Source organism: Paraburkholderia strydomiana (assembly GCF_031456815.1).
Classification (GTDB): Bacteria; Pseudomonadota; Gammaproteobacteria; order Burkholderiales; family Burkholderiaceae; genus Paraburkholderia; species Paraburkholderia caledonica.
Genome location: NZ_JAVDVL010000006.1, coordinates 271,779 through 296,483, shown reverse-complemented (window position 1 = coordinate 296,483; position 24,705 = coordinate 271,779). Strand labels below are relative to the sequence as shown.

Below are 24,705 nucleotides of genomic sequence, written 5' to 3'. Positions count from 1 at the left end.
GCGCCGCCCGCAGCCTGTAGCGTGCGGTGCGCGGTTCTGTCGCTGGAGGCCGCAAACGGCTAACATCACACACCGAATCAGCCCAACGAGGAGTTTCGCATGGTGCGAAAGGTGCGATTGATGCAAAGCCCGGCCGGGGCAACGCGAGTCCCAACGTGGCGGCACGCATGCGCATGCCTGCTTGCCGGCGCAGCCGTGTTGCTGCCGCTTCGCCATGCGCAGGCGGCAATGAATTTCTGCGCAGCGCCCGCCTGGCAAACCAGCGAGCGCACGAATGCCGATCCCGGCGTCAAGGCATTGGTGAGCAATGTGCTCGCGCATCTGAACGACAAGCCTCACGCGCAAGCCAAACTGCACACGGAAGGCACGCTGCCGCACGAGGGCATCTACGATCAGAGCGTCGAAGCTGAGAAGGATCTCGACCTGTTGCGGGACGCGGCGCTCGCATGGCGCGCCACCAGCGACGACCGGTATCTGAAGCTGGTCGACCGTTTGCTGTACGCGTGGGTCACGACTTATCAGCCGAGCTTCAATCCAATCGACGAAACGCACTTCGAAGGGCTGATCCTCGCGTATGACATGACCGCGAGTGCGCTGCCTGTGAAAACGCGTAACGCGTCGATGGCGTTTCTGACGAAGCTCGCGAACGGCTACATCGCTGACATCGACGACCAGCCGCGTCCTTTGAAAGGCACTTACCGGAACAACTGGCAAAGTCACCGGATCAAACTGATAGCCATGGCGGCTTTCACGCTCGACAACCGCAAAATGATCAATGCGGCGCAGCGTCTCTTTGCCGAGCATATTGGCGACAACATCGAGCCGGACGGCTCCACGATCGATTTCAGCGAACGTGACGCGCTGCACTATGTCACTTACGATCTGCAGCCGCTCGTCACCGCCGCGCTCGCCGCCCGCCGCCACAACCGCAACTGGCTGCCGGAGAAGGGCGCGAACGGCGCGTCGCTGCAAGCCGCGCTGAACTGGCTCTCGCCGTACGCGGAGGGCAGCAAGACGCATGAGGAATTCGTGCATTCGAGCGTCGCATTCGACGCAAAACGTCGCGAAGCCGGCTTGCCCGGCTACTCGGGTCAGTGGGATCCGAAGAACGCGACGGAGCTGTTTCATCTGGCGGCGCGTCTCGACGGACGCTATACGCCGATTGCGCTGCGGCTCGCGCCGACGCCACCCGCGTGGCTCGCCGTGTGTTTGCCGATGCCGGCGCGCTAAACCAACTTTCATCAGCAGGGAGCAGTAATGGCAGTCAGCGTGTTCGATCTCTTCAAAATCGGCATTGGTCCGTCAAGTTCGCATACGGTCGGGCCGATGCGCGCGGCGCTGATGTTCGCCCAAGGGCTCGAACGCGATGGGCTGCTGCCGAACACCGCGTCGGTGAAAGCGGATCTTTACGGGTCGCTCGGCGCAACAGGCAAAGGGCACGGCACGGATCGCGGCGTAATGCTCGGTCTGATGGGCGACGCACCCGACACAGTGGACCCCGACACGATCGCGCAACGGCTAGAAGCCGTGCGCACCACGCGCAAGCTCGCATTGCTCGGCACGCATGAAGTGCCGTTCGTGCAGAAGGATCACATCTCGTTCTACCGGCAAGCGCTGCCCGAACATCCGAACGGGCTCAAGCTGCGCGCGTTCGACGTGCAAGGCGAGACGCTGCGCGAATCGACGTATCTGTCGGTGGGCGGCGGCTTCGTGGTGACGGCCGGCGCACCGAATACCAAGGTCCTTGCCGCCGTCGACCAATTGCCGCACTCGTTTCGCACCGGCAACGAATTGCTCGCGCTGTGCGGATCGACCGGCAAAAGCATCGCGCAATTGATGTGGGAAAACGAGCGGGTCTGGCACACCGAAGAAGAGACCCGCGCAGGCCTTCTGAAGATCTGGGACGTGATGCAGTCATGCGTGTCGCGAGGCTGCGGCATCAACAATCCGGACGCGGACGGCAACCTGCCCGGCCCGTTTCAGGTGAAACGCCGCGCGCCGCAGTTGTATCGAGCGCTATCGGGCAACCCTGAGCTTGCGCTGCGCGATCCGCTGTCGATGATCGACTGGATCAATCTCTACGCAATCGCGGTCAACGAAGAAAACGCCGCCGGCGGCCGCGTCGTCACCGCGCCCACCAACGGCGCGGCCGGCATCATTCCCGCGGTGCTGCATTACTACACGCGGTTCATGCCCGGCTCGAACCAGCAAGGCGTGATCGACTTCCTGATGACGGCGGCTGCGATCGGCATTCTGTACAAGTTGAACGCGTCGATTTCCGGCGCCGAAGTCGGCTGCCAGGGCGAGGTCGGCGTCGCCTGCTCGATGGCTGCCGGCGCACTCGCCGCCGTGATGGGCGGCACGCCGAAGCAGGTCGAAAACGCGGCGGAAATCGGCATGGAGCACAACCTCGGGCTGACGTGCGATCCGGTCGGCGGCATGGTGCAGATTCCGTGCATCGAGCGCAATGCAATGGCGTCGGTGAAAGCCGTCAACGCAGCGCGCATGGCACTGCGCGGCGACGGCAGTCATTACGTGTCGCTCGATTCGGTCATCAAGACCATGCGCGAAACCGGCGCGGATATGAAGACGAAGTACAAGGAAACGTCGCGCGGCGGTCTGGCGGTGAATATCGTCGAATGTTGATGCTTGACTGCAGGATGTCCGTTGCTGATCGTTGGTCGGCAACGCGGCGTGTTGCGAAGTGAACGAGACGCGGGCCCCAGGGTCCGCGTTTTTTGTTTGCACGTTTGCATGTTTGCTAGCCGCGCCCGCTGTGTGAGCGCACGTTGCGCTGCGCCGTGACACCGGGTGCGCTCCCAGCGTAAGCTGTCGGGGCGCCGGTCGGCCGATCATGCAGTCGATGCCGACGCAACCGCACTCATGCACTGTCTGGAGGCCTCATCGCAATGTCGCAGCCGAATGCTCCCGTTTCCGATACTGCCGCCGCTCGAACCACTGGCGCGCGCCTTGTTGTCGACGCTTTGCTCACCCACGGTGTCGAACGTGTCTTCTGCGTGCCCGGTGAGAGTTTTCTCGCGGTGCTCGATTCATTGCACGACGAAACGGAGCGCATCCAGACCATTGTCTGCCGTCACGAAGCGGCGGCCGCGAACATGGCGGAAGCGATCGGAAAGCTGACCGGGCGCCCGGGCGTCGCGCTCGTCACGCGAGGACCGGGCGCGACGCACGCATCGATTGGCGTGCACACCGCGTTTCAGGACTCCACGCCGATGATCCTGCTGATTGGTCAGTGCGCGCGCGAGCATCTCGATCGCGAGGCTTTCCAGGAGATCGACTATCGGCGCATGTTCGGTCAGATGGCGAAGTGGGTCGCGCAGATCGACGATCCGAAGCGCATTCCCGAATATCTGAGTCATGCGTTCTACACGGCGACTTCGGGGCGGCCGGGACCCGTGGTGCTGTCTTTGCCCGAAGACGTGTTGAGCGATGCATGCGACGCCGTACCAGGCGCGCCGCGATATCAGCGCGTGGCTGCGTCGCCCTCAACCGCGCAGATCGACAAGCTGCGCGAATTGCTGGAGAGCGCGCAACGGCCAATGGTGATCGCAGGCGGAAGCGGTTGGACGCCCGCGGCCTGCGCGGACCTGCAACGCTTCGTCGAGAACTGGCAATTGCCTGTCGGCCTTGCGTTCCGCTTCCAGGACACGCTCGACAACGAGCATCCGAACTATGCCGGCGATGTGGGACTCGGCATCAATCCGGCGCTGGCCCAGCGGATCCGCGATGCCGACCTGCTGCTCGCGCTGGGTCCTCGCCTCGGCGAAGCCACGACGAACGGTTATACGTTGCTCGACATTCCCAAGACGAAGCAGACACTGGTTCACGTGCACCAAGGCGCGGAAGAGCTGGGGCGGGTTTATGCCGCCGATCTGCCCATCGTGTCCGGCATGCCTGAACTTGCGGCCGCGCTCGCGGCGTTGGAACCCTCCACCCGCACGCTGACGTGGGCGGGCGCGGCGGAAGAAGCGCATCGCGCGTATCTCGAGTGGCGCAAACCTCGGCCCATTCCAGGCGACGTACAAATGGGCGAAGTGATCCAGCAACTTCGCGCGCATCTTCCCGATGACGCAATACTGACCAACGGCGCCGGCAATTACGCGACGTGGTTGCATCGGCACTTTTCGTATCGTCAATACCGCTCTCAACTTGCGCCCACGAGTGGCGCGATGGGCTACGGCGTGCCGGCCGCGATCGCGGCGAAGTCGCTCTATCCGCAACGCGCGGTGGTCGCGCTGGCGGGCGACGGCTGCTTCATGATGGCCGCGCAGGAACTCGCGACGGCGATGCAATACGACCTGCATGTGCTGTTCATCGTCGTGAACAACGGGCACTTCGGCACGATCCGCATGCATCAGGAGCGGCACTATCCGAATCGCGTACACGGCACCGGGCTCACGAATCCGGACTTCGCGGCATTCGCGCGATCGTTCGGCGCGCACGGCGAAACCGTCGAACGCACCGAAGATTTTCTGCCGGCGTTACAGCGTTCATTGGAGGCGAAATGCGCGGCGGTGATAGAGATCCGTATGCCGCAGGAGGCGAGCACGCCCGGCGCGACTTTGGAGCAGATTCGGGAGCAGGGAAGGAAGTTGCGCGGGGAGTAAGCGCAACGGTGCGGGGGAAAAGCACCTTCCACGACAATCCATAAAAAAACCCCGCCGAAGCGGGGTCTTCAAGATCGGATCGATCTGCAAAGAAAGGCTTACTTGCCGCCAACGCTTTGCAGGGTCGTCCACTTGCCGTCGACAACCTTGTACAGCGTGATGCCGCCGTTCTTCAGATCGCCCTTGGCGTCGTACGAGAGGTTCGACGACGTCACAGCCGGCATCGACGTCTTGGCGAGCACCGGCAGGTACTTGGCCGGGTCCGTCGAGTTCGCCTTCTTCATTGCTGCGAACATGGCCATTGCGCCGTCGTAAGCGTACGGCGAGTACGTTTGCACGTCTTCGTTGAAGCGCTTCTTGTACTTGGCGACGTAGTCCTTGCCGCCCGGCATTTCTTCCAGCGGCAGGCCGGCGAGCGATGCCACCGTGCCGTTCGCTGCGTCACCCGCGATCTGGATGAACGTCGGCGTGTGAACCATTTCGCCGCCCATCAGCGGCGCCTTGATGCCGAGCGCCTTCATCTGCTTGACCATGGGTGCTGCTTGCGAATCCGCGCCGCCGTAATAGATCAGGTCCGGATTGGCCGCCTTCAGCTTGGTCAGGATCGACTTGAAGTCCACGGCCTTGTCGTTCGTGTATTCACGATCGACGATCGTGCCGCCCGCTGCCTTCGCCGCCTTCTCGAACTGATCCGCGAGACCCTGGCCATAAGCCGTGCGGTCGTCGACGATCACGATCTTCTTCACGCCAAGCGTCTTGACCGCGAACGTGCCCGCGACCGAACCTTGCTGCGTGTCGGACGTCATCATGCGGAACGTGGTCTTGAAACCTTGTTGCGTGTATTCAGGCGCCGTTGCCATTGCGATTTCGGGAATGCCAGCGTTCGCGTAGATGCGCGAAGCCGGGATCGTGGTGCCCGAGTTGAAGTGGCCGAGCATGCCCTTGATGCCGTCGTCCACCAGCTTCTGCGCGACGGTGGTGCCGGTGCGCGGGTCAGCCTGGTCGTCTGCCGAGTCGAGCACGAAGCGAACCGGCTTGCCGCCGATCACCGGCTTCGTTGCGTTGATGTCTTCCACAGCCAGCGTGATGCCGTTCTGGAAATCTTTGCCGTAGTGCGCCTGCGCGCCCGTCATCGGACCGGCGAAACCGATCTTCACGTCGTCCGTAGATTGAGCGTTGGCCGTCCCCGCCAGCGACATCGCCGCAACCAGTGCTGCGCCTGCCAGCTGTGTCATCTTGTGTTGCATATCTTCTCCTTGGTACCAGGTGTGGATGGAGCGGCTTTCGGGATCGCCGTTACCGCTTCCGTTCTAATGACCGCCCCCAAATCCTGGCGCATCGCGCCAGGCCCCCCGAGGGGGCGCAAGAAAACTTGGGGCGGCCCGGCGTTTTCTTGCCAGTAATCGATGAGGTTCGCTCAACCGATCGTCATCAAATTCGCATTACCACCGGCGGCTGCCGTATTCACGCTGACCGAGCGCTCCGTCAACAGACGCTCGAGCGCGTAGTCTTCGTCGCCGCTCTCCAGCGCGCGCGACGCGACACCTTGCACCGACACAATCGGTCCGGGACGCTTCGCGACTTCCTTCACGAGCGTCAGCAATTCGTCGCTGTCGCCTTCGAACAAAACGGCGTCGAACGGCGTCTCCGCGTTCTTGCGCACGCTCGCATAAGACTTCAGCGATGCGGGCAACTGCGTCACCAGTTGTTCCCCAGCCGCGCCTTCGAACAACGCTCGATTTCCCGTAGCCAGCACGGCGGCAAACTGCGCGCGCGCACCGCTCGCGGTCGATGCGATACACAACACCGTGCCGCGCGCACCCAGCGTGTAAGTGTTGCGCTCGCCAGTCGGCCCCGACAACACCGCGGTCGCGCCAGCCGGCATCTGCGACAGATAACCGTCGCAACGCGCAGCAAGTTGCGGCTCGCGCTCGGCAATCAGCCAGTCGCGCAACGCCGTCAACGCGGCGGACGGATTGTCGCCTTTTTCGGCTGCTTGCGGTACATCTACGATCAGCGCCTGCGCCAGCGACTTCGGCAAGCCCGCCGGACGCGTCGCGAGCAAACGCTGCAGATACAACGCGCCGCCGGCCTTCGGCCCCGTACCCGACAAACCTTCGCCGCCGAACGGCTGCACGCCGACCACCGCGCCGATCACGTTGCGATTCACGTAGATGTTTCCGACATGCGCGCGGCTGATCACGTGAGCAATGGTTTCGTCGATGCGCGTATGGATACCGAGCGTCAGGCCATAACCCGTCGTGCGGATCTGCTCGAGCAGCGTGTCGAGCTGGCTGCGGCGGTAACGCACCACATGCAGCACGGGCCCGAACACTTCGCGCTTCAATTCGTCGATGCTTTCGAGTTCGATCAGCGTCGGCGGCACGAACGTGCCTTGCGCGCAACCCTCCGGCATCGGCAGTTGCTCGACCTTGCGGCCCTTCTCACGCATTGCCGCGATATGCGCGTCGATGCCGCGCTTCGCGTCAACGTCGATCACCGGGCCGACGTCGGTCGACAGGCGATCCGGATTGCCCACCGTCAGTTCGCGCATCGCCCCCGTCAGCATTTCGAGCGTGCGGTCCGCAACGTCGTCCTGCAAACAGAGAACGCGCAGCGCCGAACAACGTTGACCGGCCGAATCGAACGACGACTGCATCACGTCCGCCACCACCTGTTCTGCGAGCGCCGACGAATCGACGATCATCGCGTTCTGACCACCTGTTTCGGCGATCAGCGGAATCGGTTTGCCTTCCGGGTCGAGACGGCCCGACAGCGTCTTGTTGATGAGACGCGCGACTTCGGTCGAACCGGTGAACATCACCGCACGCGTGCGCGGGTCGGCGACGAGCGCAGCACCGACGGTTTCGCCATCGCCCGGCAGCAATTGCACGGCACCGGCAGGGACGCCGGCTTCGCGCAGAATGCGCACGGCCTGGGCGGCGATCAGCGGCGTTTGCTCAGCCGGCTTCGCGAGCACGGTGTTGCCGGCTGCGAGCGCGGCGGCCACCTGGCCCATGAAAATCGCGAGCGGGAAATTCCACGGGCTGATACACACGACAGGTCCAAGCGGACGATGCGTGTCGTTCGAAAATTCGCTGCGAATCTGAGTCGAGTAGTAGCGCAGGAAGTCGATCGCTTCGCGAATTTCCGACACCGCGTTCGCGAGCGATTTGCCCGCTTCGCGCACCACGAGGCCCATCAGCGTATGCATCTGCGCTTCGAGCAGATCGGCGGCACGCGCGAGGCAATCGGCACGCGCTTCTACGGGAGTTGCTTGCCAGATCGGCGCTGCGGCAACCGCGTGCGCCAATGCGGCGCTCACATGTTCAGCACTCGCTTCGACCACCGTGCCGACGAGGTCGCGATGGTCCGCCGGATTGCGCACGTCGCGCGCATTGCCCAGCACGATCTGATCGTCGGCCAGCATCGGCGCGGCGCGCCACGGATGATTCGCGCTCGCCAGCAACGCCGACGACAACGACGCCAGACGATGCTCGTTCGACAGATCGAGACCCATCGAATTGAGACGCTCCGCGCCGTACAGATTGCGCGGCAGCGGAATCTTTGCGTGCGGCGCACCGAGCGGAACGATCTTCGACGCTTCTTCGACCGGATCGGCGATCAGATCCTGGATCGCGACGTTTTCATCTGCGATGCGGTTGACGAACGACGTGTTCGCGCCGTTTTCCAGCAGACGTCGCACGAGATACGCGAGCAGCGTTTCGTGCGTGCCGACCGGTGCATACACGCGGCACGGACGGTTCAGCTTGCCTGCGGACAGCGGGCCCGTCACTTCTTCGTAGAGCGGCTCGCCCATGCCGTGCAGGCACTGGAACTCGTACTGACCGGGATAGTAGTTGTTGCCCGCGAGGTGATAGATCGCCGACAGCGTGTGCGCATTGTGCGTGGCAAATTGCGGGTACACCGCGTCGGGCGCGCCGAGCAGCTTCTTCGCGCACGCCAGATACGACACGTCCGTATAGATCTTGCGCGTGTAGACCGGATAGCCTTCGAGGCCATCCACTTGCGCACGCTTGATTTCGGTGTCCCAGTACGCTCCCTTCACGAGGCGCACCATGATGCGGTGACGGCTGCGGCGCGCGAGGTCGACAATGTATTCGATCACGAACGGGCAGCGCTTCTGATAAGCCTGCACCACAAAACCGATACCGTTCCAACCGGCGAGCTCCGGATCGAAGCACAGCGCTTCCAGCAGATCGAGCGAGATTTCGAGGCGGTCAGCTTCTTCGGCGTCGATATTCAGGCCGATGTCGTAACGGCGCGCGAGGATCGCAAGCGAACGCACGCGCGGCAGCAACTCGCTCATCGTGCGCTCCTGCTGCGAGCGCGAGTAACGCGGATGCAGTGCGGAGAGCTTGATCGAGATGCCCGGACCTTCGTAGATGCCGCGGCCGCCAGCCGCCTTGCCGATCGCGTGGATCGCCTGCTCATACGAGGCGTAGTAACGCTGCGCGTCCGCTTCGGTCGTCGCCGCTTCGCCGAGCATGTCGTACGAGTAGCGGAAACCGCGTGCTTCGTATTTGCGGCTGTTCGCCAGCGCTTCCGAAATGTTCTCGCCGGTGACGAACTGCTCGCCCATCAGGCGCATCGCCATGTCCACGCCCTTGCGGATCAGCGGCTCGCCGCCCTTGCCGATCAGCCGCGTAAGCGCCGACGAAAGGTTCGTCTCGCTGTTGGTCGTGACCAGCTTGCCGGTGATCATCAAGCCCCAGGTTGCGGCGTTGACGAACAGCGACGGCGCCTGGCCGACGTGCGATTTCCAGTCGCCCTTGCTGATCTTGTCGCGGATCAGCGCGTCGCGCGTCGCGCGATCGGGAATACGCAGCAAGGCTTCGGCGAGGCACATCAGTGCGACACCTTCCTGGCTCGACAGCGAAAATTCGTGAATCAGCCCTTCGACGCCGCCGCCCTTACTCTTGCCGCGCAGCGTTTCGACGAGCTTCGCGGCGAGCGCTTGCACGTCGCCCGCGAGATTGGCCGGCAAGCGGGCCTGACCCAGCAGGAACGGCACGCATTCCGGCTCCGGCCGGCGATATGCCGCGGTGATTGCCGCGCGCAACACCGATTGCGGTTGCACGTTCTGCGCAAAGTCGAGGAACGGATGAGCCGCACCGTCCTCGTCCGGTTCGACCGACGCGCCGTCAGCCATGTCGGCGGAACCTGCCACGCCCGACAGTTCCGGCGGCAGTTGTCCCTGCTCGATCTTTTCGAGGTACGCAAAAATCGCCTGCTTGATCAGCCAGTGCGGAGTGCGTTCGAGGCGGGTGGCGGCATCTCGCAGCCGGGAACGCAGGAGGTCGTCGACCTTGACGCCAAGGGTGGTGCTAGCCATGTTTCCTTCTTCGGATACCAGACGAAATGCTGGCGAAAGACAAAAGTTGGCCGAATCGTACGCCTCCCAATAAAAAGGTGCAACCGGCATAGCGAAACGGTTGCACCTTGTCGAATCCCTTGCCCAGCGCGGCTTTCCGGCCAGTCTTCGTGAAAGCGCGGAGGCCGGTAAGGATCGGTATTTTCCCTGGCCAGATTTCTTTTCTTCGAACCCTTATCAAACCGGCGGGCGCGCCGTTATAGAGGACATAGCGGGCGCGGGGTCACGCTCGCACAAAAACGGTACGGGGTGAGGACAAGCGAAATGGAAAAGTGGCTGGTCGTATTGGGCATCTGGGCGATGTGCGCAACCTGCGCTGTGCTGTTTATCCGCGGCGCGACGGGCGGCTCAGACAAACGTGATGCGTCCGAAGGCCGGGGACGTGCGACGTCGGCTGCATCATCCGGTGACGCGCAGGCGGCGTTGAACGACTGAGCGCAGCGGCGGCGCGATTACCTGCGCGGTGTTAACGGATGCCTGGCCTGGCTGGCTTGCCGGGGGCGGGTTGGCGGCGCGTTTGTGAGGTCTGCCGGCCGTTGCTGCCGGGAAGTGAGAAGTGAACACGGTGAGATCCACCATGCTTTGTTCCAGCGACTACAGATCTTCCGCACGCTATCGACAACTCGCGGCACGCGGCGCGCGGCGCGCACGTTTCGTCGCGGGCATCGGCGGTGTTGGGTACGCGGACACGCACGCGCGCCGCGACTTCCGCCGCAAGCTATTCGAACACGGTCCGAGCGCGCGCCCGGAGCGCGCGCAGCCGCTGTCGATAGTGATTGTTTGCTGATCCGAGTCGCGCCGACGCAAACCGGCAGCAGAGGCGCCGGCTCAAATATCGAGCGGGTCGACTTCGAGGTTCCAGCGAAGCACGCCCTTCAACCCGCGCAATAACGGCTGCCACGCGCGCAACGTGGCCTGCAGCGCCGCGCGCGACGCACTTTCTATCAGCAACTGCGCGCGGTGGACGTGCATCACCTTGACGATGGTGAGCGGCACCGCGTCGTAGACGGTCACGCGTTCGGCAGCCGCAATGCCCGTCAATTCGGCTGCGGCCTGCTGCAGAAAAGCGAGCGCAGCCTCGAGCGTGCGGCCTTCCGCACGCAGCAACGCTTGATATACGAACGGCGGCAAATGCGCGTCGCGCCGCTCGGCCAGCGTCGAGTTGGCGAAGCCGACGTAATCGTGGCGCCCAAGCGCGTGATAAAGCGCATGGCGTGGATAACGCGTCTGCACCAGCACCTCACCTGGCAAACCCGCGCGGCCGGCGCGGCCGCTGACTTGCATCAGTTGCGCGAAGAGGCGTTCGCTCGCCCGAAAGTCGTGGGAAAACAGTGCGGTGTCGGCATTCAGCACGCCGACTAGCGAAACGCGCTGGAAGTCGTGTCCCTTTGCGATCATCTGCGTGCCGACCAGAATGTCGACTTCGCCCGCATGCACGTCGGAAAAGAGCGCCTGCGCGCTGCCTTTGCGGCGGGTGCTGTCGGCGTCGATGCGCAGCACGCGAGCGCCGGGCACCGCGCTCGCGAGCGTTTCTTCGACGCGCTGGGTGCCGCGACCCATGGGTGCAATGTCGACATTGCCGCACTCGGGACATGAGCGCGGAATTCGCGACTCCCAACCGCAATGGTGACAGCGCAGCGCGCGCTCCGGCTTATGTAAAACGACATACGCGCTGCAACGCGGACAACCGGCGACCCATCCGCAGGCATCGCAAGCAAGCTGTGGCGCGTAGCCACGGCGGTTCAGGAACACGAGACTCTGTTCACCGCGCTCTAGCCGCGTCTTCAGCGCGGCAATCAACGGGCCGGACAATCCTTCCACTGAAGCGCGTCCGCGCCGCCGCTCGTCCTCGAGATCGATCAGGCGCACCGTGGGCAGCACTGCATCGGCGACCGCGCGGCGCGACAAGGTAAGCCGCTTGTAGCGCCCCTGATCCGCCTGCCACCAGCTTTCGAGCGACGGTGTGGCCGATCCCAGGACGACCGGCAGGCCAAGCTGCTTTGCACGATAGATGGCGAGGTCGCGCGCCGAGTAGCGCAGCCCTTCCTGCTGTTTATAAGCCGGATCGTGCTCTTCATCCACGACGATGATGGCGAGCCGGGGCAGCGACGCGAGCACCGCGAGGCGCGTGCCCAACACGATGCGCGCATGGCCCACATGCGCCGCGAACCAGTTGCGCGCGCGCTCTCCCTCGGCAAGACCGCTGTGCAACGTGACGATCGCTGTGTCCGCAAGCGCCGCGAAGCGGGCGCGGAAAGCCGCTTCGAACTGCGGCGTCAGGTTGATTTCGGGCACCAGCACCAGCGCTTGCGCGTCTGCATTGGCGGCAAGAATCTCGGCGAGCGCGCGTAGATAGACTTCCGTCTTGCCGCTCCCCGTGACGCCATGCAACAGGAACGGCGCGAAGCCGTGCGCGTCGCGAATCGCTTCGACGGCGGCGGCTTGTTCGTCTGTGAGGGTAGGAAGCGTCTGCGGCGGCGTCGGGGTGGCCGCGGCGGCAGGGGGCGCCGTGGCGGCATCGACCACGTCGAGCGCGACCCAGCCCTCGGCTTGCCATGCGGCGAGCGTGGAGATAGCTTTAGGGTGCAGCCCGCGGGCGTCGGCGGCGCTTAAAAACTCGCCGGCGGCAAGCGCTTGCGCCAGGTTTCGCAGCGCAGTCGCGCGCGCGGGCAGAGCGTCGGGCAAGGTCGTGCGGCCTTCCGGCGTGAGCCTGTAGCGCTCTTCCGGCGCGAGCAGCCGTGACCAGCGCGAGGCGTCACGCAGCGCTTGCGGCAGCGCCGGTAACGCCACTTCGCCAAGTCCACGTTGATAGTAATCGGCAGCAAACGCAGCTAGCGCGAGCCATTCAGCCGACAGCGGCGGGCATCCGGTGCAAACGCCGTTCACCGACCTAAGACGATCGGCGGGAACGTCACTGTGACCAGTCACTTCGCACACGAGGCCTACCACGTCGCGTTTGCCGAACGGCACGCTAACGAGCGTTCCCGGTACAGGCAACTGCGCCGAATCGCAGCGGTAATCAAACAGGGTCGGCAGTGGATGGTCCAGTGCGACGCGGACGAACGCTTCACTCATTCGGCTGCGCGGATGCTGGCAAGGGCGAATCGCGTCATTGCGCCGCAGGTGGCAGTCGAGATTGCCCCACTCTGGGGCGAGCCGCCGAAGTTAAAGTAAAGCTTCAATTTCGCCGCTAAGTTTTGGATTCCGCTGAACAATTGCTCTCGACCCCGGCTGCCTGTGGATAACTTTGTTGAGAACTTCGCTCCGAAAGCCCGGAAACCGCGCCGCAGCGGCGTTCTGTGGGGTTCCGCACACTTCTTCGGGAAGCCGCCAAACCCTTGCCACGTAAGGCCGAGATCAAATAAATACGCGTTCTGCAAGGGTCAGGACAGGACTAAAGGTTCTACCGCGCCGCAGCGTGATAAATGTGTATAAGTCAAGTCTTGACAACTGCGAGACCGCCATCTGACGGCCCGCACGGTGCGAATTTTTCCTGAGTGGCAGAGCCCAGCGCGCTGCATCGCAACATAAAACGGCAATTATTACAGCGGTCAAGCCGGTGTGTGCGCGCCGCTGCGAATGGCGCGGCTATGGCGATGGACTTCGTCGACGAGCTCTGCAACGTTTTCCGGCGGCGTGAATTGCGAGATGCCATGACCCAGGTTGAAGACGTGGCCCGGATGATTTCCGAAGCTGTCCAGCACGGCGCGCGCTTCCATTCGGATCGCCGCTGGCGGCGCGAACAACACCGACGGGTCGATGTTGCCTTGCAAAGCCACCTTTGCGCCTACCTGTTCGCGCGCCTTACGCAGGTTGACGGTCCAGTCGAGACCAACTGCGTCCACGCCAATGTCCGCAATCTCATCGAGCCACAGTCCGCCGCCCTTCGTGAAGGTGATCACGGGCACTTTTTCGCCGTCGTGCTCGCGCTTCAGTTGACTGACGACCTGCTGAATATAGTGCAGGGAAAAGCGCTGATAGGCGCCGTCCGCGAGCGCACCGCCCCACGTGTCGAAAATCATAACGGCTTGTGCGCCCGCTTCGATCTGTGCGTTCAGATAAGCGGCAACCGAATTCGCGTTGATCTCGAGAATGCGATGCATCAGATCTGGACGTGCGTACAGCATGGACTTGACCGTGCGGAAGTCCGCCGAGCCGCCGCCTTCGACCATGTAGCACGCCAGCGTCCACGGGCTGCCCGAGAATCCGATCAGCGGCACGCGTTGACGGCCTTGAGCGTCGGTCAGCGCGGTGCGGATCTCGCGAACCGCGTCGGTTACATAGCGCAACGTGGCGTCGATGTCGGGCACCGCGAGTCGCGCCACATCGTCTTCTGTGCGCACAGGGCGTGCAAACGTCGGGCCCTCGCCCGTGACGAACTCCAGACCCAAGCCCATTGCGTCCGGCACGGTAAGAATGTCGGAGAACAGAATCGCGGCGTCGAGCGGGTAGCGCTCAAGGGGCTGCAACGTGACTTCCGTTGCATACGCGGGGTTTTTGGCCAGCCCGAGGAAGCTGCCAGCGCGAGCCCGAGTGGCGTTGTATTCCGGCAGGTAACGACCCGCCTGCCGCATCAGCCAGACAGGCGTGTAGTCAGTGGGCTGGCGCAGCAGCGCGCGCAGGAAGGTGTCGTTCAGAAGTTTATGGGCCACGTTGCGTGCGACTAGGAGCAAAGGGGCATTTTACCGGACAGCGCGCACCCCATCCTGCTTGATGCGGCCAATAACTGTGATTTGCGAACGGTTTGAAGCCCATTTTCCCGGTCGGCGGGAAGCGACTCAACCTGGTCAAACGGCCAACGTTCAAGCGGAACTCTCCTGGCGATTATCCAGCGGCCTGACCATAACAAAGCACAATTAAGGAGACTCAATGAATAAGGCAGCAGTCGCATTGCTCGGCGTCCTGACGGGCGCTCTCATTTACACCGGCGCGGCGCAGGCGCAAGCATCGGCCACCACCGCGACACCTTCCCGGCTCGATGAAATCCCCGCCCGTGGCATCTTGCGCGCATGCACGACGGGCGACTACAAACCGCACTCGTTTTATAGGGCAGACGGTCAGTTCGAGGGGATCGACATCGATATGACCGAATCGCTGGCCAAGTCGCTCGGCGTCAAAGCGGAATTCGTGAAGACTTCCTGGTCGAACCTGATGAACGACTTCGTGGCCAAATGCGACATCGGCGTGGGCGGCGTTTCGCCGACGCTGGAGCGGCAAAAGCGGGCCTTCTTCACCCAGGCGTTTATGGTGGACGGCAAGACGCCGATTGTCCGATGCGACGACGTCGACAAATACCAGACCGTCGCACAGATCGACCAGCCGGGAACGCGTGTAATCGTTAATCCAGGCGGCACGAACGAACGTTTCGCAAAGCAGTTCCTGTCGCACGCCTCGATGACTGTTTATCCGGACAACGTGACGATCTTCAAGGAGATCCTCGCCGGCAAGGCCGACGTGATGGTGACCGATGCGTCCGAAACCCTGCTGCAGCAAAAGCTGAATCCTGGCCTGTGTGCCGTGCATCCACAGAAGCCGTTCCAGTATGGGGAGAAAGCGTGGCTGCTGCCCCGCGGCGATGTCGCCTTTCAACAGTACGTTGACCAGTGGCTGCATTTCGCGCGGGCGACGGGTGAATATCAAGCCGTGCTGGATAAGTGGTTGAAGTGAGGTATTCCGCTCGGCCGCGTTCTTTCCCGGGGTGATTGCGGACGGTCGGCGGCCGCGCCGCTATATAGGGACGGTTTGCCGGTCGCATCATGTAACGGCGGCACGGAAAAGGCCGGCTAGAGGTAAACAAAGGTGAGCGCCACGTGAATTCGTGAACCGTCCCTTACATTTTTGAAGGTCGCGCGGCGTTTATTGCGCCGCACTCAACTGCGCCGGTCGCTGCGCCCGATTTTCTCTGCACCGGGAACCAGTTGTAACAACAACGGTTTATTGTCGGAAAGATGAACGCGCAACTATTTCATGCGGAATCGACTTAACGCTTTATGCGGCGCTATGCTTCGCGAATATCATTAAACGGTCGTATTAAATTGCCGTGCAGTCATCGGTATATATTACTTTTTTAGCCCTTGAATTCCGCAATAAATCCCTCAGCGCCTTATCTGGCGGGCGTTACAACCTGAAACACTTTGTTACGGCGCTCCTTTGTTAATTCGCCCACAATGCCCTCAACGGTTTCAACACGGATGTGGCTGCGTGCATGGTGTGAGCGGATACGATGCACTTGCCGGTCGGCGTATGCCGAAGCCCTGTAAAGGGGCATCCCTGCTGGGACCGTAGTCGACGCCGGGTCGTCGTCTCAGTCGGTTCCTACATTGGTCTCCTCGCGCTAACCCCGTAGCGTGTGGTTTTTAGCGGGCTCCAGGCCCGCTTTTTTTTCGTCTAGCCAAACGTTTGCGCAGTGCAAGATGGCATGTTTTACATGCTTTTAGGCGCAATTTGCTGTTTGGCGGCGTATGCGGCGGTTGGCGTCGGCAGCACCTCGCTGCGCGGGCCCGCTCCCAAGCAGGTCACCGCGTATCGCGCACTCGTCAGGCCGTCTTCCCTTCCTGCAACTTCAGTTCGCTGATCATGCGCTCACGCATGACGAACTTCTGCACTTTGCCTGTTACCGTCATTGGCAGTTCGTCGACGAACCGGATGTACTTCGGCACCTTGTAGTGCGCTATCTGGCCATTGCAGAACTGCTGGATCTCTTCAGCTGTGGCCTGTTCACCTGGACGTAGGACCACCCAAGCGCACACCTCTTCGCCGTATCGGCTGTCTGGCACGCCGAAAACCTGCACGCTCTGGATCTTCGGGTGGCGGAAAAGAAACTCCTCGATCTCGCGCGGATAGATGTTCTCGCCGCCACGGATCAGCATGTCCTTGAGGCGACCGACAATGTTGCAATAACCCTCGGCGTCGAGCGTAGCGAGGTCGCCGGTGTGCATCCAGCCGTCGACGATACTTTCACGCGTTTTCGCCTCGTCGTCCCAATAGCCTTGCATCACCGAATATCCGCGCGTGCATAGCTCACCGGTCTCGCCCACCGGCACGATGTTGCCTACCGGATCGACTATCTTTACTTCGAGATGCGGCTGAATGCGGCCGACGGTGGTCGTGCGTTTGTCGAGCGGGTCGGTGGTCGAACTCTGGAACGAGACCGGGCTAGTCTCTGTCATCCCGTACGCAATCGTGATTTCGTTGAGGTGCATCCTCGACACGACTTTTTTCATCGTCTCGATCGGGCACGGCGAACCCGCCATGATGCCAGTGCGCAGGCGTGAGAGGTCGAAGGAGGCAAAGTCCGGGTGATCCAGTTCAGCTATAAACATGGTCGGCACGCCATGCAGCGCCGTGCACTGCTCTTGCGCGACGGCCGCGAGTGTCGCGGCGGGGTCGAAAGCCTCGCCCGGAAACACCATGTTCGCGCCCACCGAGACGCACGCGAGAACCGCGAGGACCATGCCAAAACAGTGATATAGCGGGACGGGAATGCACAGCGCGTCCTGCTCGCTCAGGTTCATGGCCATCGCGATATAGCGCGCGTTGTTGACTACGTTGCTATGCGTGAGCGTCGCCCCTTTCGGATTGCCCGTCGTACCGCTGGTGAACTGAATGTTGATCGCCTCGTGGCACGAAAGCGTCGCGCCGATCTCGTCGAGCTTCGCGACGTCGAGCGTGGCGCGCCCCTGCTCGATCACGTCCGAGAACGTGAGCATTCCGGGCGTTTCCGTGTCGCACATGCGGATCACGTAGCGCAGATCAGGCAGTCGTGCCGCGTGCAGATCGCCGGGCGCGTGCGTAGCAAGCTCGGGCGCGAGTTGCTGCAGCATTTCGAGGTACATCGACGTCTTGAAGCGCTCCGCCGCGACAATCGCCTTGCAGCCCACTTTATTCAGTGCGTATTCCAGTTCCGCAAGGCGGTAAGCCGGGTTGATGTTGACCAGCACCGCACCGATGCGCGCCGTCGCGAACTGCGTTAGCAGCCACTCAACCCGGTTCGGCGACCAGATGCCGACGCGGTCGCCCTTCACGTTGCCGAGCGCCACGAAGCCGGCGGCCAATATGTCGACTTCTTCGGCGAACTCTTTCCAGGTCCACCGGATTTGCTGCTCACGAAAAACCACCGCAGGCCGGTCGGGAAAGCGCTCGGCGGTGCTGCGCAAAAACTCGCCGATTGTCGCTTCGCTCAACGGAATCTCTGTCGATCCACGGACATACGAGAGTCCGTCTTTCGGTTCTATGATTGCGCCTTCGCCTGACACTTGCGTCGCCATGGTGCTGTCTCCGTGAGCAAATCGCCCTATTGAAATGAATTTGAAACCGATTGTGCCACCGGCGGTTGCTTGCGCGGCATCAAGTCTTACCCGCAGCGGCCCGGCGTATTGGATGGCTGCCATTGCTGCGCCGGTCCGGACGGCCTCACAATCTCACTTACCTTTCCGTAAACGTCAAGTGAAGGATAAAAAAAGGCAGCCACGCGGGCTGCCTTTTCTCTGATACGTGTTGCTTAGCTCTGACCGCGCAGTTTGCGCAGACGCTGGATCGCAGCAAGCTGAGCCGTCGCGTACGCCAGTTCCGCCTGGGCGGTCGCGTATTCGAGGTTCGAGCCCGTGTTTTGCAGCGCTTCTTCCGCACGTTTGCGCGCGTCTTCGGCCTTGGCTTCGTCGAGATCCTTGCCGCGAATTGCCGTGTCGGCGAGAACCGTCACAGCACCCGGCTGGATTTCGAGGATGCCGCCGGCGACGAACACAAACTCTTCTTCGCCGTTTTCAGCTTCGATGCGCACTGCACCCGGACGGATCCGGGTGATGAGCGGCGTGTGGCCCGGCAGAATGCCGAGTTCACCTGCTTCGCCCGGCAGCGCGACGAACTTCGCCTGGCCCGAGAAGATCTGCTCTTCCGCGCTGACGACGTCTACTTTAATGGTTGCCATAAGTGTCGACTCCTGTGGCGACCAGGGTTAGCGCTTTGGCGCTCGCTCTGGCCCCGTGCAAGGCTGGGTTAAGCGTAGTGAGAGGCACCGGCTTTGCGGACGACTACCGTGCGGAAGTCATCGCGCGCGAGGCCGGCGCCCGCTTCGTTACACCCGACCTTTACTGGATCTTCTTGGCCTTTTCGAAGGCTTCGTCGATCGTGCCGACCATGTAGAAGGCTTGTTCCGGCAGGTGGTCGCACTCGCCTTCAACGATCATCTTGAAGCCGCGGATCGTTTCCTTCAGCGGAACGTACTTGCCGGGCGAACCCGTGAACACTTCAGCAACGTGGAACGGCTGCGACAGGAAACGCTGGATCTTACGAGCGCGCGCCACGGCGAGCTTGTCTTCCGGCGCGAGTTCGTCCATGCCCAGAATCGCGATAATGTCGCGCAGTTCCTTGTAGCGCTGCAGCGTTTGTTGCACGCCGCGCGTGATCGAGTAGTGCTCTTCGCCGATCACGTTCGGGTCGATCTGACGCGAGGTCGAATCGAGCGGGTCCACTGCCGGGTAGATACCCAGCGAAGCGATGTCACGCGACAACACGACGGTAGCGTCCAGGTGGCCGAAAGTGGTAGCCGGCGACGGGTCGGTCAAGTCATCCGCAGGGACGTACACGGCCTGAACCGACGTGATCGAGCCGGTCTTGGTCGACGTAATGCGCTCTTGCAGCTTGCCCATTTCTTCAGCCAGCGTCGGCTGATAGCCCACTGCCGACGGCATACGGCCGAGCAGTGCCGACACTTCAGTACCGGCCAGCGTGAAACGGTAGATGTTGTCGACGAAGAACAGCACGTCGAGGCCTTCGTCACGGAAGTGCTCAGCCATCGTCAGGCCGGTCAGCGCGACGCGCAGACGGTTGCCCGGCGGCTCGTTCATCTGGCCGTACACCAGCGCGACCTTGTCCAGAACGTTCGAGTCCTTCATTTCGTGATAGAAGTCGTTCCCTTCGCGGGTACGCTCGCCAACACCGGCGAACACGGAGTAACCACCGTGTTCCTTAGCGATGTTGTTGATCAGTTCCATCATGTTCACGGTCTTGCCGACGCCGGCGCCACCGAACAGACCCACCTTACCGCCCTTGGCAAACGGGCAGATCAGGTCGATAACCTTGATGCCGGTTTCGAGCAGTTCGGTCGACGGCGACAGTTCGTCGAACGCCGGAGCCTTCTGGTGAATGCCGCGAACCACGTCCGAGTTGATCGGACCGGCTTCGTCGATCGGACGACCGAGAACGTCCATGATACGGCCGAGCGTCGGCTTGCCGACCGGCACGCTGATCGGATTGCCAGTGTTCTTGACGACCGTGCCACGACGCAGACCGTCCGATGCACCCAGACAGATGGTACGGACAACGCCGTCGCCCAGCTGTTGCTGGACTTCGAGGGTCAGTTCCGAACCTTCCAGAATGAGCGCGTCGTAAATCTTCGGCATGTCCGAACGCGGGAATTCCACGTCGATCACCGCGCCGATGCACTGTACGATCTTGCCTTCTACCAAAGCAGTAGTACTCATCGCTTTTCCTTTAGATACTCAATTCTTCACTCGCGCAAAGGCGCTGTTTCGATGGAATCGCCCAGACCGGTTGCCTGGACGGTGCGCCTCAGGGGCGCACGCAAGGCGACATGCTGACCAAGAAGGTCAGACGGCCGCCGCGCCACCGACGATTTCCGACAGTTCTTTCGTGATCGCGGCCTGACGGCTCTTGTTATACACAAGCTGCAGTTCGTTGATGACCGTCTTCGCATTGTCCGAAGCGGCCTTCATTGCGACCATACGGGCCGACTGCTCCGACGCCATGTTTTCCGCGACGGCCTGATAGACCAGCGCCTCGACATAACGCACCAGCAGTTCGTCCACCACTGCCTGTGCATCCGGCTCGTAGATGTAGTCCCACTGGGTGGTCGGCGTCGCGCTCTGCTCGTCCTTGCGCTCGAACTGATCTGCCGCCAGCGGCAGCAGTTGCTCGATCACCGGCTCCTGCTTCATCGTGTTGACGAAGCGCGTGTATGCGAGATACACCGCCGAAACCTTGCCTTCCGAGTACAGGTCGAGCTGAACTTTCACCGCGCCGATCAGTTTTTCCAGATGCGGCGTATCGCCCAGATGCACGACATTCGATACCACCTTGGCGCGCAAGCGGTTCAGGAAACCCAAGCCCTTGGTGCCGATCGCAGTTGCTTCGATCGTCTTGCCCTGGCCTTCCAGTTCCTTGAACTTCTGCAGCGCTGCACGCAGCACGTTGGTATTCATGCCCCCGCACAGACCTTTGTCGGTCGTGACGAGGATGATGCCCGCCGTCTTCGCGCCTTCGTTCGACACCATGAACGGGTGACGATACTCGGGGTTCGCACGGCTCATGTGCGCAGCGATGTCGCGGACCTTGTCGGCATACGGGCGAGCAGCGCGCATGCGCTCCTGAGCGCGGCGCATCTTCGATGCGGCCACCATCTCCATCGCTTTCGTGATCTTGCGCGTGTTTTGCACGCTCTTGATCTTGCCGCGAATTTCCTTCATTCCAGCCATTGCTTGCTCCTTGTCGGCCCGAGTTAGTGCTTCAACGCTTACCCGGGTCCCATGCAAAGCGATCGAAGCAGCGCGGGAGCATTCGCATGCGGCCCGCGCCGCTTCAAGGTCCGTTTATGCCTTGCGGATCACTCGCAGATCAATAAGCGCCGGACTTCTTGAAGTCTTTGACGGCCGTGTGCAGCAGGCCTTCGTCGTCCTTCGAGAGTTCCTTGTTGTCTTCGACGCGCTTGACCAGGTCAGCGTGGCTCGACTTCAGATATTCGCGCAGGCCCTTTTCGAACGGCAGAACTTGCGACACTTCCAGATCGTCGAGGTAGCCGTTGTTCGCGGCGAACAGCGAGATAGCGAGTTCCCACACTTGCAGCGGCTGGTATTGCGGCTGCTTCAGCAGTTCCGTCACGCGGCGGCCGCGCTCCAGCTGCTTGCGGGTTGCTTCGTCGAGGTCCGATGCGAACTGCGCGAACGCTGCCAGTTCACGATACTGCGCGAGGTCGGTACGAATACCGCCCGACAGCTTCTTCACGACCTTGGTTTGAGCCGCACCACCGACGCGCGACACCGACACACCAGCGTTAATTGCCGGGCGGATACCTGCGTTGAAGAGGTCGGTTTCAAGGAAGATCTGACCGTCGGTAATCGAGATCACGTTCGTCGGAACGAATGCGGTCACGTCGCCGGCTTGCGTTTCAATGACCGGCAGTGCCGTCAGCGAACCGCTCTTGCCCTTGACTTCGCCATTGGTGAACTTCTCGACGTACTCTTCCGAGACACGAGCAGCACGTTCCAACAGACGCGAGTGCAGATAGAACACGTCGCCCGGATATGCTTCACGGCCCGGCGGACGGCGCAGCAGCAGCGAGATCTGACGGTATGCCCAAGCCTGCTTGGTCAAGTCGTCATAAACGATCAGCGCGTCTTGACCGCGGTCACGGAAATATTCGCCCATCGTGCAGCCGGCGTACGGTGCCAGGTACTGCATGGCGGCCGATTCCGACGCCGAAGCGGCGACGACGATCGTGTATTCCAGCGCGCCGGTTTCTTCCAGCTTGCGGACCACGTTCATGATCGACGAAGCCTTCTGGCCGATCGCGACGTAGATACAGAAGAGGTTCTTGCCCTTCTGGTTGATGATCGCGTCGACTGCGACTGCGGTCTTGCCGCACTGGCGGTCGCCAATGATCAGCTCGCGCTGGCCGCGGCCAACCGGCACCATTGCGTCGATCGACTTCAGACCGGTTTGGACCGGTTCCGAAACCGACTTACGCCAGATCACGCCCGGAGCGATCTTTTCGATCGCGTCGGTCTTCTTCGCGTTGATCGGACCCTTGCCGTCGATCGGGTTACCCAGTGCATCGACCACGCGGCCGAGCAGTTCCGGGCCAACCGGCACTTCCAGAATGCGGCCCGTCGTCTTGACGATGTCGCCTTCCGAAATGTGCTCGTACTCACCCAGAATCACGGCGCCGACCGAGTCGCGCTCGAGGTTCAGCGCGAGACCGAAGGTGTTGCCCGGGAATTCGAGCATTTCGCCCTGCATCACTTCCGACAGGCCGTGAATACGCACGATACCGTCGGTCACGGAGATCACGGTGCCCTGGTTGCGAACGTCTGCGCTCGCTTCAAGGCCCTGGATCCGGCTCTTGATCAGCTCGCTGATCTCAGAGGGATTGAGTTGCATTATTCGCTCCTGATAGTCAATTCTGTTGCGTGCCAGCCGCTTCAGCGCGAGGCGCTTCAGGCCGTCAGAGCCGTTTGCATGCTGGCAAGCCGCGCGCGGACCGAGGTATCGAGCACTTCGTCGCCGACCGTCACGCGCACGCCGCCGATCAACGACGGGTCGATCTCGACCGTCGGCTTTAGCTTGCGTTTGAACTTGCGTTCGAGACTTGCGACGAGGTCGTTCAACTGCGCGCCCTCGAGCGAGAATGCGCTGACAATCAGCACATCGGCCGCCCCTTCGCGGGCGTTCTTCAACTCTTCGAACTGCACGGCGATTTCCGGCATCAATTGCAGGCGATGGTTGTCCACCAGCATTTGCACCAGATTCTTCGCTTGCGCGTTGTCCTTGAGCGGCGACTTGACCGCAGCCAGCAGCAGTTCGCTGACCTGGGCGCGGCTTACTTTCGGGCTCGAGGCGATCGACAGCACTTCGGGCAGACGCGCAACCTGTGCCAGCTCCTGCACGAGCGTGGACCAGGCGGCGATGTCACCAGCTTCGGCCACGCCAAACAGCGCTTCTGCGTACGGACGGGCGATGGTTGCAAGTTCGGCCATGATCAGAGCTCGGCTTTCAGTTGATTCAGCAGGTCAGCATGCGCTGCCTGGTCGACTTCGCGCTTCAGGATCTGTTCAGCGCCCTTCACGGCGAGCGCGGCGACTTCACCACGCAGCGTTTCGCGCGCCTTCACGACTTGCTGCTCAGCGTCGGCCTTCGCTTGCGCGATGATGCGAGCGGCTTCAGCCTGTGCTTGAGCCTTGATTTCGTCAGCGACTGCCACGGCGCGTTTTTCGGCGTCAGCGATACGCTGCTGACCGTCGTTGCGTGCCTGAGCAAGTTCCTGGTCGACGCGCTTGTGAGCGGCTGCCAGTTCTGCCTTGCCCTTTTCTGCAGCCGACAAACCGTCGGCGATCTTCTTCGCGCGCTCGTCGAGGGCGTTGATCAGCGGCGGCCACACGAACTTCATCGTGAACCACGCGAGGATCAGGAACACGACCATTTGCGCAAACAGGGTTGCGTTGAGATTCACGGTGTTTCCTTAAACGTTGCTAGTTCGGAAAGTGAAACGGCAAGGCGCTCATCGATTCTGTGTTCGATCAGCGCCTAAGTGCCCGTTCCGCCCTGCGCCTTTACCAGTTATAGCTCAGGCGCAAACTTCCGAGGAACCTCAGCCTGCCAGCTTCGACAGCAGCGGGTTCGCGAACGCAAACAGCATTGCCACACCAACGCCAATCAGGAACGCCGCATCGATCAGACCAGCCAGCAGGAACATCTTGGTTTGCAGCGGGTTCATCAGTTCCGGCTGACGAGCACATGCTTCGATGTACTTGCCACCCATCAGGCCGATACCGATACAGGCGCCGATTGCACCCAGGCCGATGATGATGCCGATACCGATGGCGGTCAGACCCTGGATGTTGGCGATGAAAGCTTGCATGATCACTCCTTTGTGAAAAGTCTTTTAGAACT

Annotated in this window: 18 protein-coding genes; 6 read left to right on the top strand and 12 right to left on the bottom strand. The window is 62.0% G+C overall.

The window, feature by feature from the left end; translation table 11 throughout:
• The first annotated feature begins 99 nt into the window (after positions 1-99).
• From J2W46_RS18600 to J2W46_RS18590, 3 genes are all read left to right on the top strand, one after another.
• On the top strand, positions 100-1,230 hold the full coding sequence (locus J2W46_RS18600) for an alginate lyase family protein (RefSeq protein ID WP_310355415.1): 1,131 nt from the start codon (positions 100-102) through the stop codon (positions 1,228-1,230).
• Positions 1,231-1,257: 27 nt separating this feature from the next.
• Complete coding sequence (locus tag J2W46_RS18595; RefSeq protein WP_020067439.1) at positions 1,258-2,646, top strand: L-serine ammonia-lyase; 1,389 nt, start codon at positions 1,258-1,260, stop codon at positions 2,644-2,646.
• Between the two features lie 263 nt (positions 2,647-2,909).
• Positions 2,910-4,628, top strand: a complete 1,719-nt coding sequence (locus J2W46_RS18590; protein WP_310355412.1) for a thiamine pyrophosphate-binding protein — start codon at positions 2,910-2,912, stop codon at positions 4,626-4,628.
• Between the two features lie 98 nt (positions 4,629-4,726).
• Here the strand turns inward: J2W46_RS18590 and J2W46_RS18585 are convergent, their stop codons facing one another.
• The gene (locus J2W46_RS18585; RefSeq protein WP_020067437.1) at positions 4,727-5,875 is read right to left on the bottom strand and encodes a branched-chain amino acid ABC transporter substrate-binding protein; all 1,149 of its coding nucleotides are present in this window, start codon (positions 5,873-5,875) and stop codon (positions 4,727-4,729) included.
• Positions 5,876-6,045: 170 nt separating this feature from the next.
• Positions 6,046-9,984 (bottom strand): trifunctional transcriptional regulator/proline dehydrogenase/L-glutamate gamma-semialdehyde dehydrogenase, encoded by a 3,939-nt coding sequence (gene putA / locus J2W46_RS18580; protein WP_310355410.1) that lies wholly within the window; start codon positions 9,982-9,984, stop codon positions 6,046-6,048.
• A gap of 303 nt (positions 9,985-10,287) precedes the next feature.
• On the opposite strand from putA, the gene J2W46_RS18575 reads away from it, so the two are divergent.
• Together J2W46_RS18575 and J2W46_RS18570 are read left to right on the top strand one after the other, a co-directional pair.
• Positions 10,288-10,458, top strand: a complete 171-nt coding sequence (locus J2W46_RS18575; protein ID WP_167455745.1) for a hypothetical protein — start codon at positions 10,288-10,290, stop codon at positions 10,456-10,458.
• Between the two features lie 142 nt (positions 10,459-10,600).
• The gene (locus J2W46_RS18570; protein ID WP_310355407.1) at positions 10,601-10,810 is read left to right on the top strand and encodes a hypothetical protein; all 210 of its coding nucleotides are present in this window, start codon (positions 10,601-10,603) and stop codon (positions 10,808-10,810) included.
• 41 nt (positions 10,811-10,851) lie between these two features.
• Here J2W46_RS18570 and J2W46_RS18565 read toward each other — a convergent pair whose 3' ends face one another.
• Together J2W46_RS18565 and hemE are read right to left on the bottom strand one after the other, a co-directional pair.
• Entirely contained in the window at positions 10,852-13,098 is a 2,247-nt protein-coding gene (locus J2W46_RS18565; RefSeq protein ID WP_310355405.1) for a primosomal protein N', read from the bottom strand.
• Between the two features lie 476 nt (positions 13,099-13,574).
• On the bottom strand, positions 13,575-14,675 hold the full coding sequence (gene hemE / locus J2W46_RS18560) for a uroporphyrinogen decarboxylase (protein WP_310066006.1): 1,101 nt from the start codon (positions 14,673-14,675) through the stop codon (positions 13,575-13,577).
• A 217-nt stretch (positions 14,676-14,892) separates the two neighbouring features.
• Here hemE and J2W46_RS18555 point away from each other — a divergent pair, with 217 nt between their 5' ends.
• The gene (locus J2W46_RS18555; protein WP_310355404.1) at positions 14,893-15,690 is read left to right on the top strand and encodes a transporter substrate-binding domain-containing protein; all 798 of its coding nucleotides are present in this window, start codon (positions 14,893-14,895) and stop codon (positions 15,688-15,690) included.
• A gap of 869 nt (positions 15,691-16,559) precedes the next feature.
• On the opposite strand, the gene J2W46_RS18550 is transcribed toward J2W46_RS18555, so the two are convergent.
• The 8 genes from J2W46_RS18550 to atpE all read right to left on the bottom strand — a co-directional run bounded on the left by J2W46_RS18550 (position 16,560) and on the right by atpE (position 24,673).
• Positions 16,560-18,290 (bottom strand): AMP-binding protein, encoded by a 1,731-nt coding sequence (locus J2W46_RS18550; protein WP_310355403.1) that lies wholly within the window; start codon positions 18,288-18,290, stop codon positions 16,560-16,562.
• 233 nt (positions 18,291-18,523) lie between these two features.
• Positions 18,524-18,949 (bottom strand): F0F1 ATP synthase subunit epsilon, encoded by a 426-nt coding sequence (locus tag J2W46_RS18545; protein WP_020067428.1) that lies wholly within the window; start codon positions 18,947-18,949, stop codon positions 18,524-18,526.
• A 160-nt stretch (positions 18,950-19,109) separates the two neighbouring features.
• Complete coding sequence (gene atpD / locus J2W46_RS18540; RefSeq protein WP_020067427.1) at positions 19,110-20,504, bottom strand: F0F1 ATP synthase subunit beta; 1,395 nt, start codon at positions 20,502-20,504, stop codon at positions 19,110-19,112.
• A 126-nt stretch (positions 20,505-20,630) separates the two neighbouring features.
• Positions 20,631-21,515 (bottom strand): F0F1 ATP synthase subunit gamma, encoded by an 885-nt coding sequence (gene atpG / locus J2W46_RS18535; RefSeq protein ID WP_020067426.1) that lies wholly within the window; start codon positions 21,513-21,515, stop codon positions 20,631-20,633.
• 139 nt (positions 21,516-21,654) lie between these two features.
• Positions 21,655-23,196, bottom strand: a complete 1,542-nt coding sequence (gene atpA, locus J2W46_RS18530; RefSeq protein WP_020067425.1) for a F0F1 ATP synthase subunit alpha — start codon at positions 23,194-23,196, stop codon at positions 21,655-21,657.
• Between the two features lie 56 nt (positions 23,197-23,252).
• A complete protein-coding gene (locus J2W46_RS18525) occupies positions 23,253-23,792 on the bottom strand; it encodes a F0F1 ATP synthase subunit delta (protein WP_310355402.1) in 540 nt (179 codons plus the stop codon).
• A 2-nt stretch (positions 23,793-23,794) separates the two neighbouring features.
• Positions 23,795-24,265 (bottom strand): F0F1 ATP synthase subunit B, encoded by a 471-nt coding sequence (locus tag J2W46_RS18520; RefSeq protein WP_020067423.1) that lies wholly within the window; start codon positions 24,263-24,265, stop codon positions 23,795-23,797.
• A 138-nt stretch (positions 24,266-24,403) separates the two neighbouring features.
• Positions 24,404-24,673, bottom strand: coding sequence for a F0F1 ATP synthase subunit C (gene atpE, locus J2W46_RS18515; protein ID WP_007180033.1), 270 nt, complete (start codon positions 24,671-24,673; stop codon positions 24,404-24,406).
• Between the last annotated feature and the right edge of the window lie 32 nt (positions 24,674-24,705).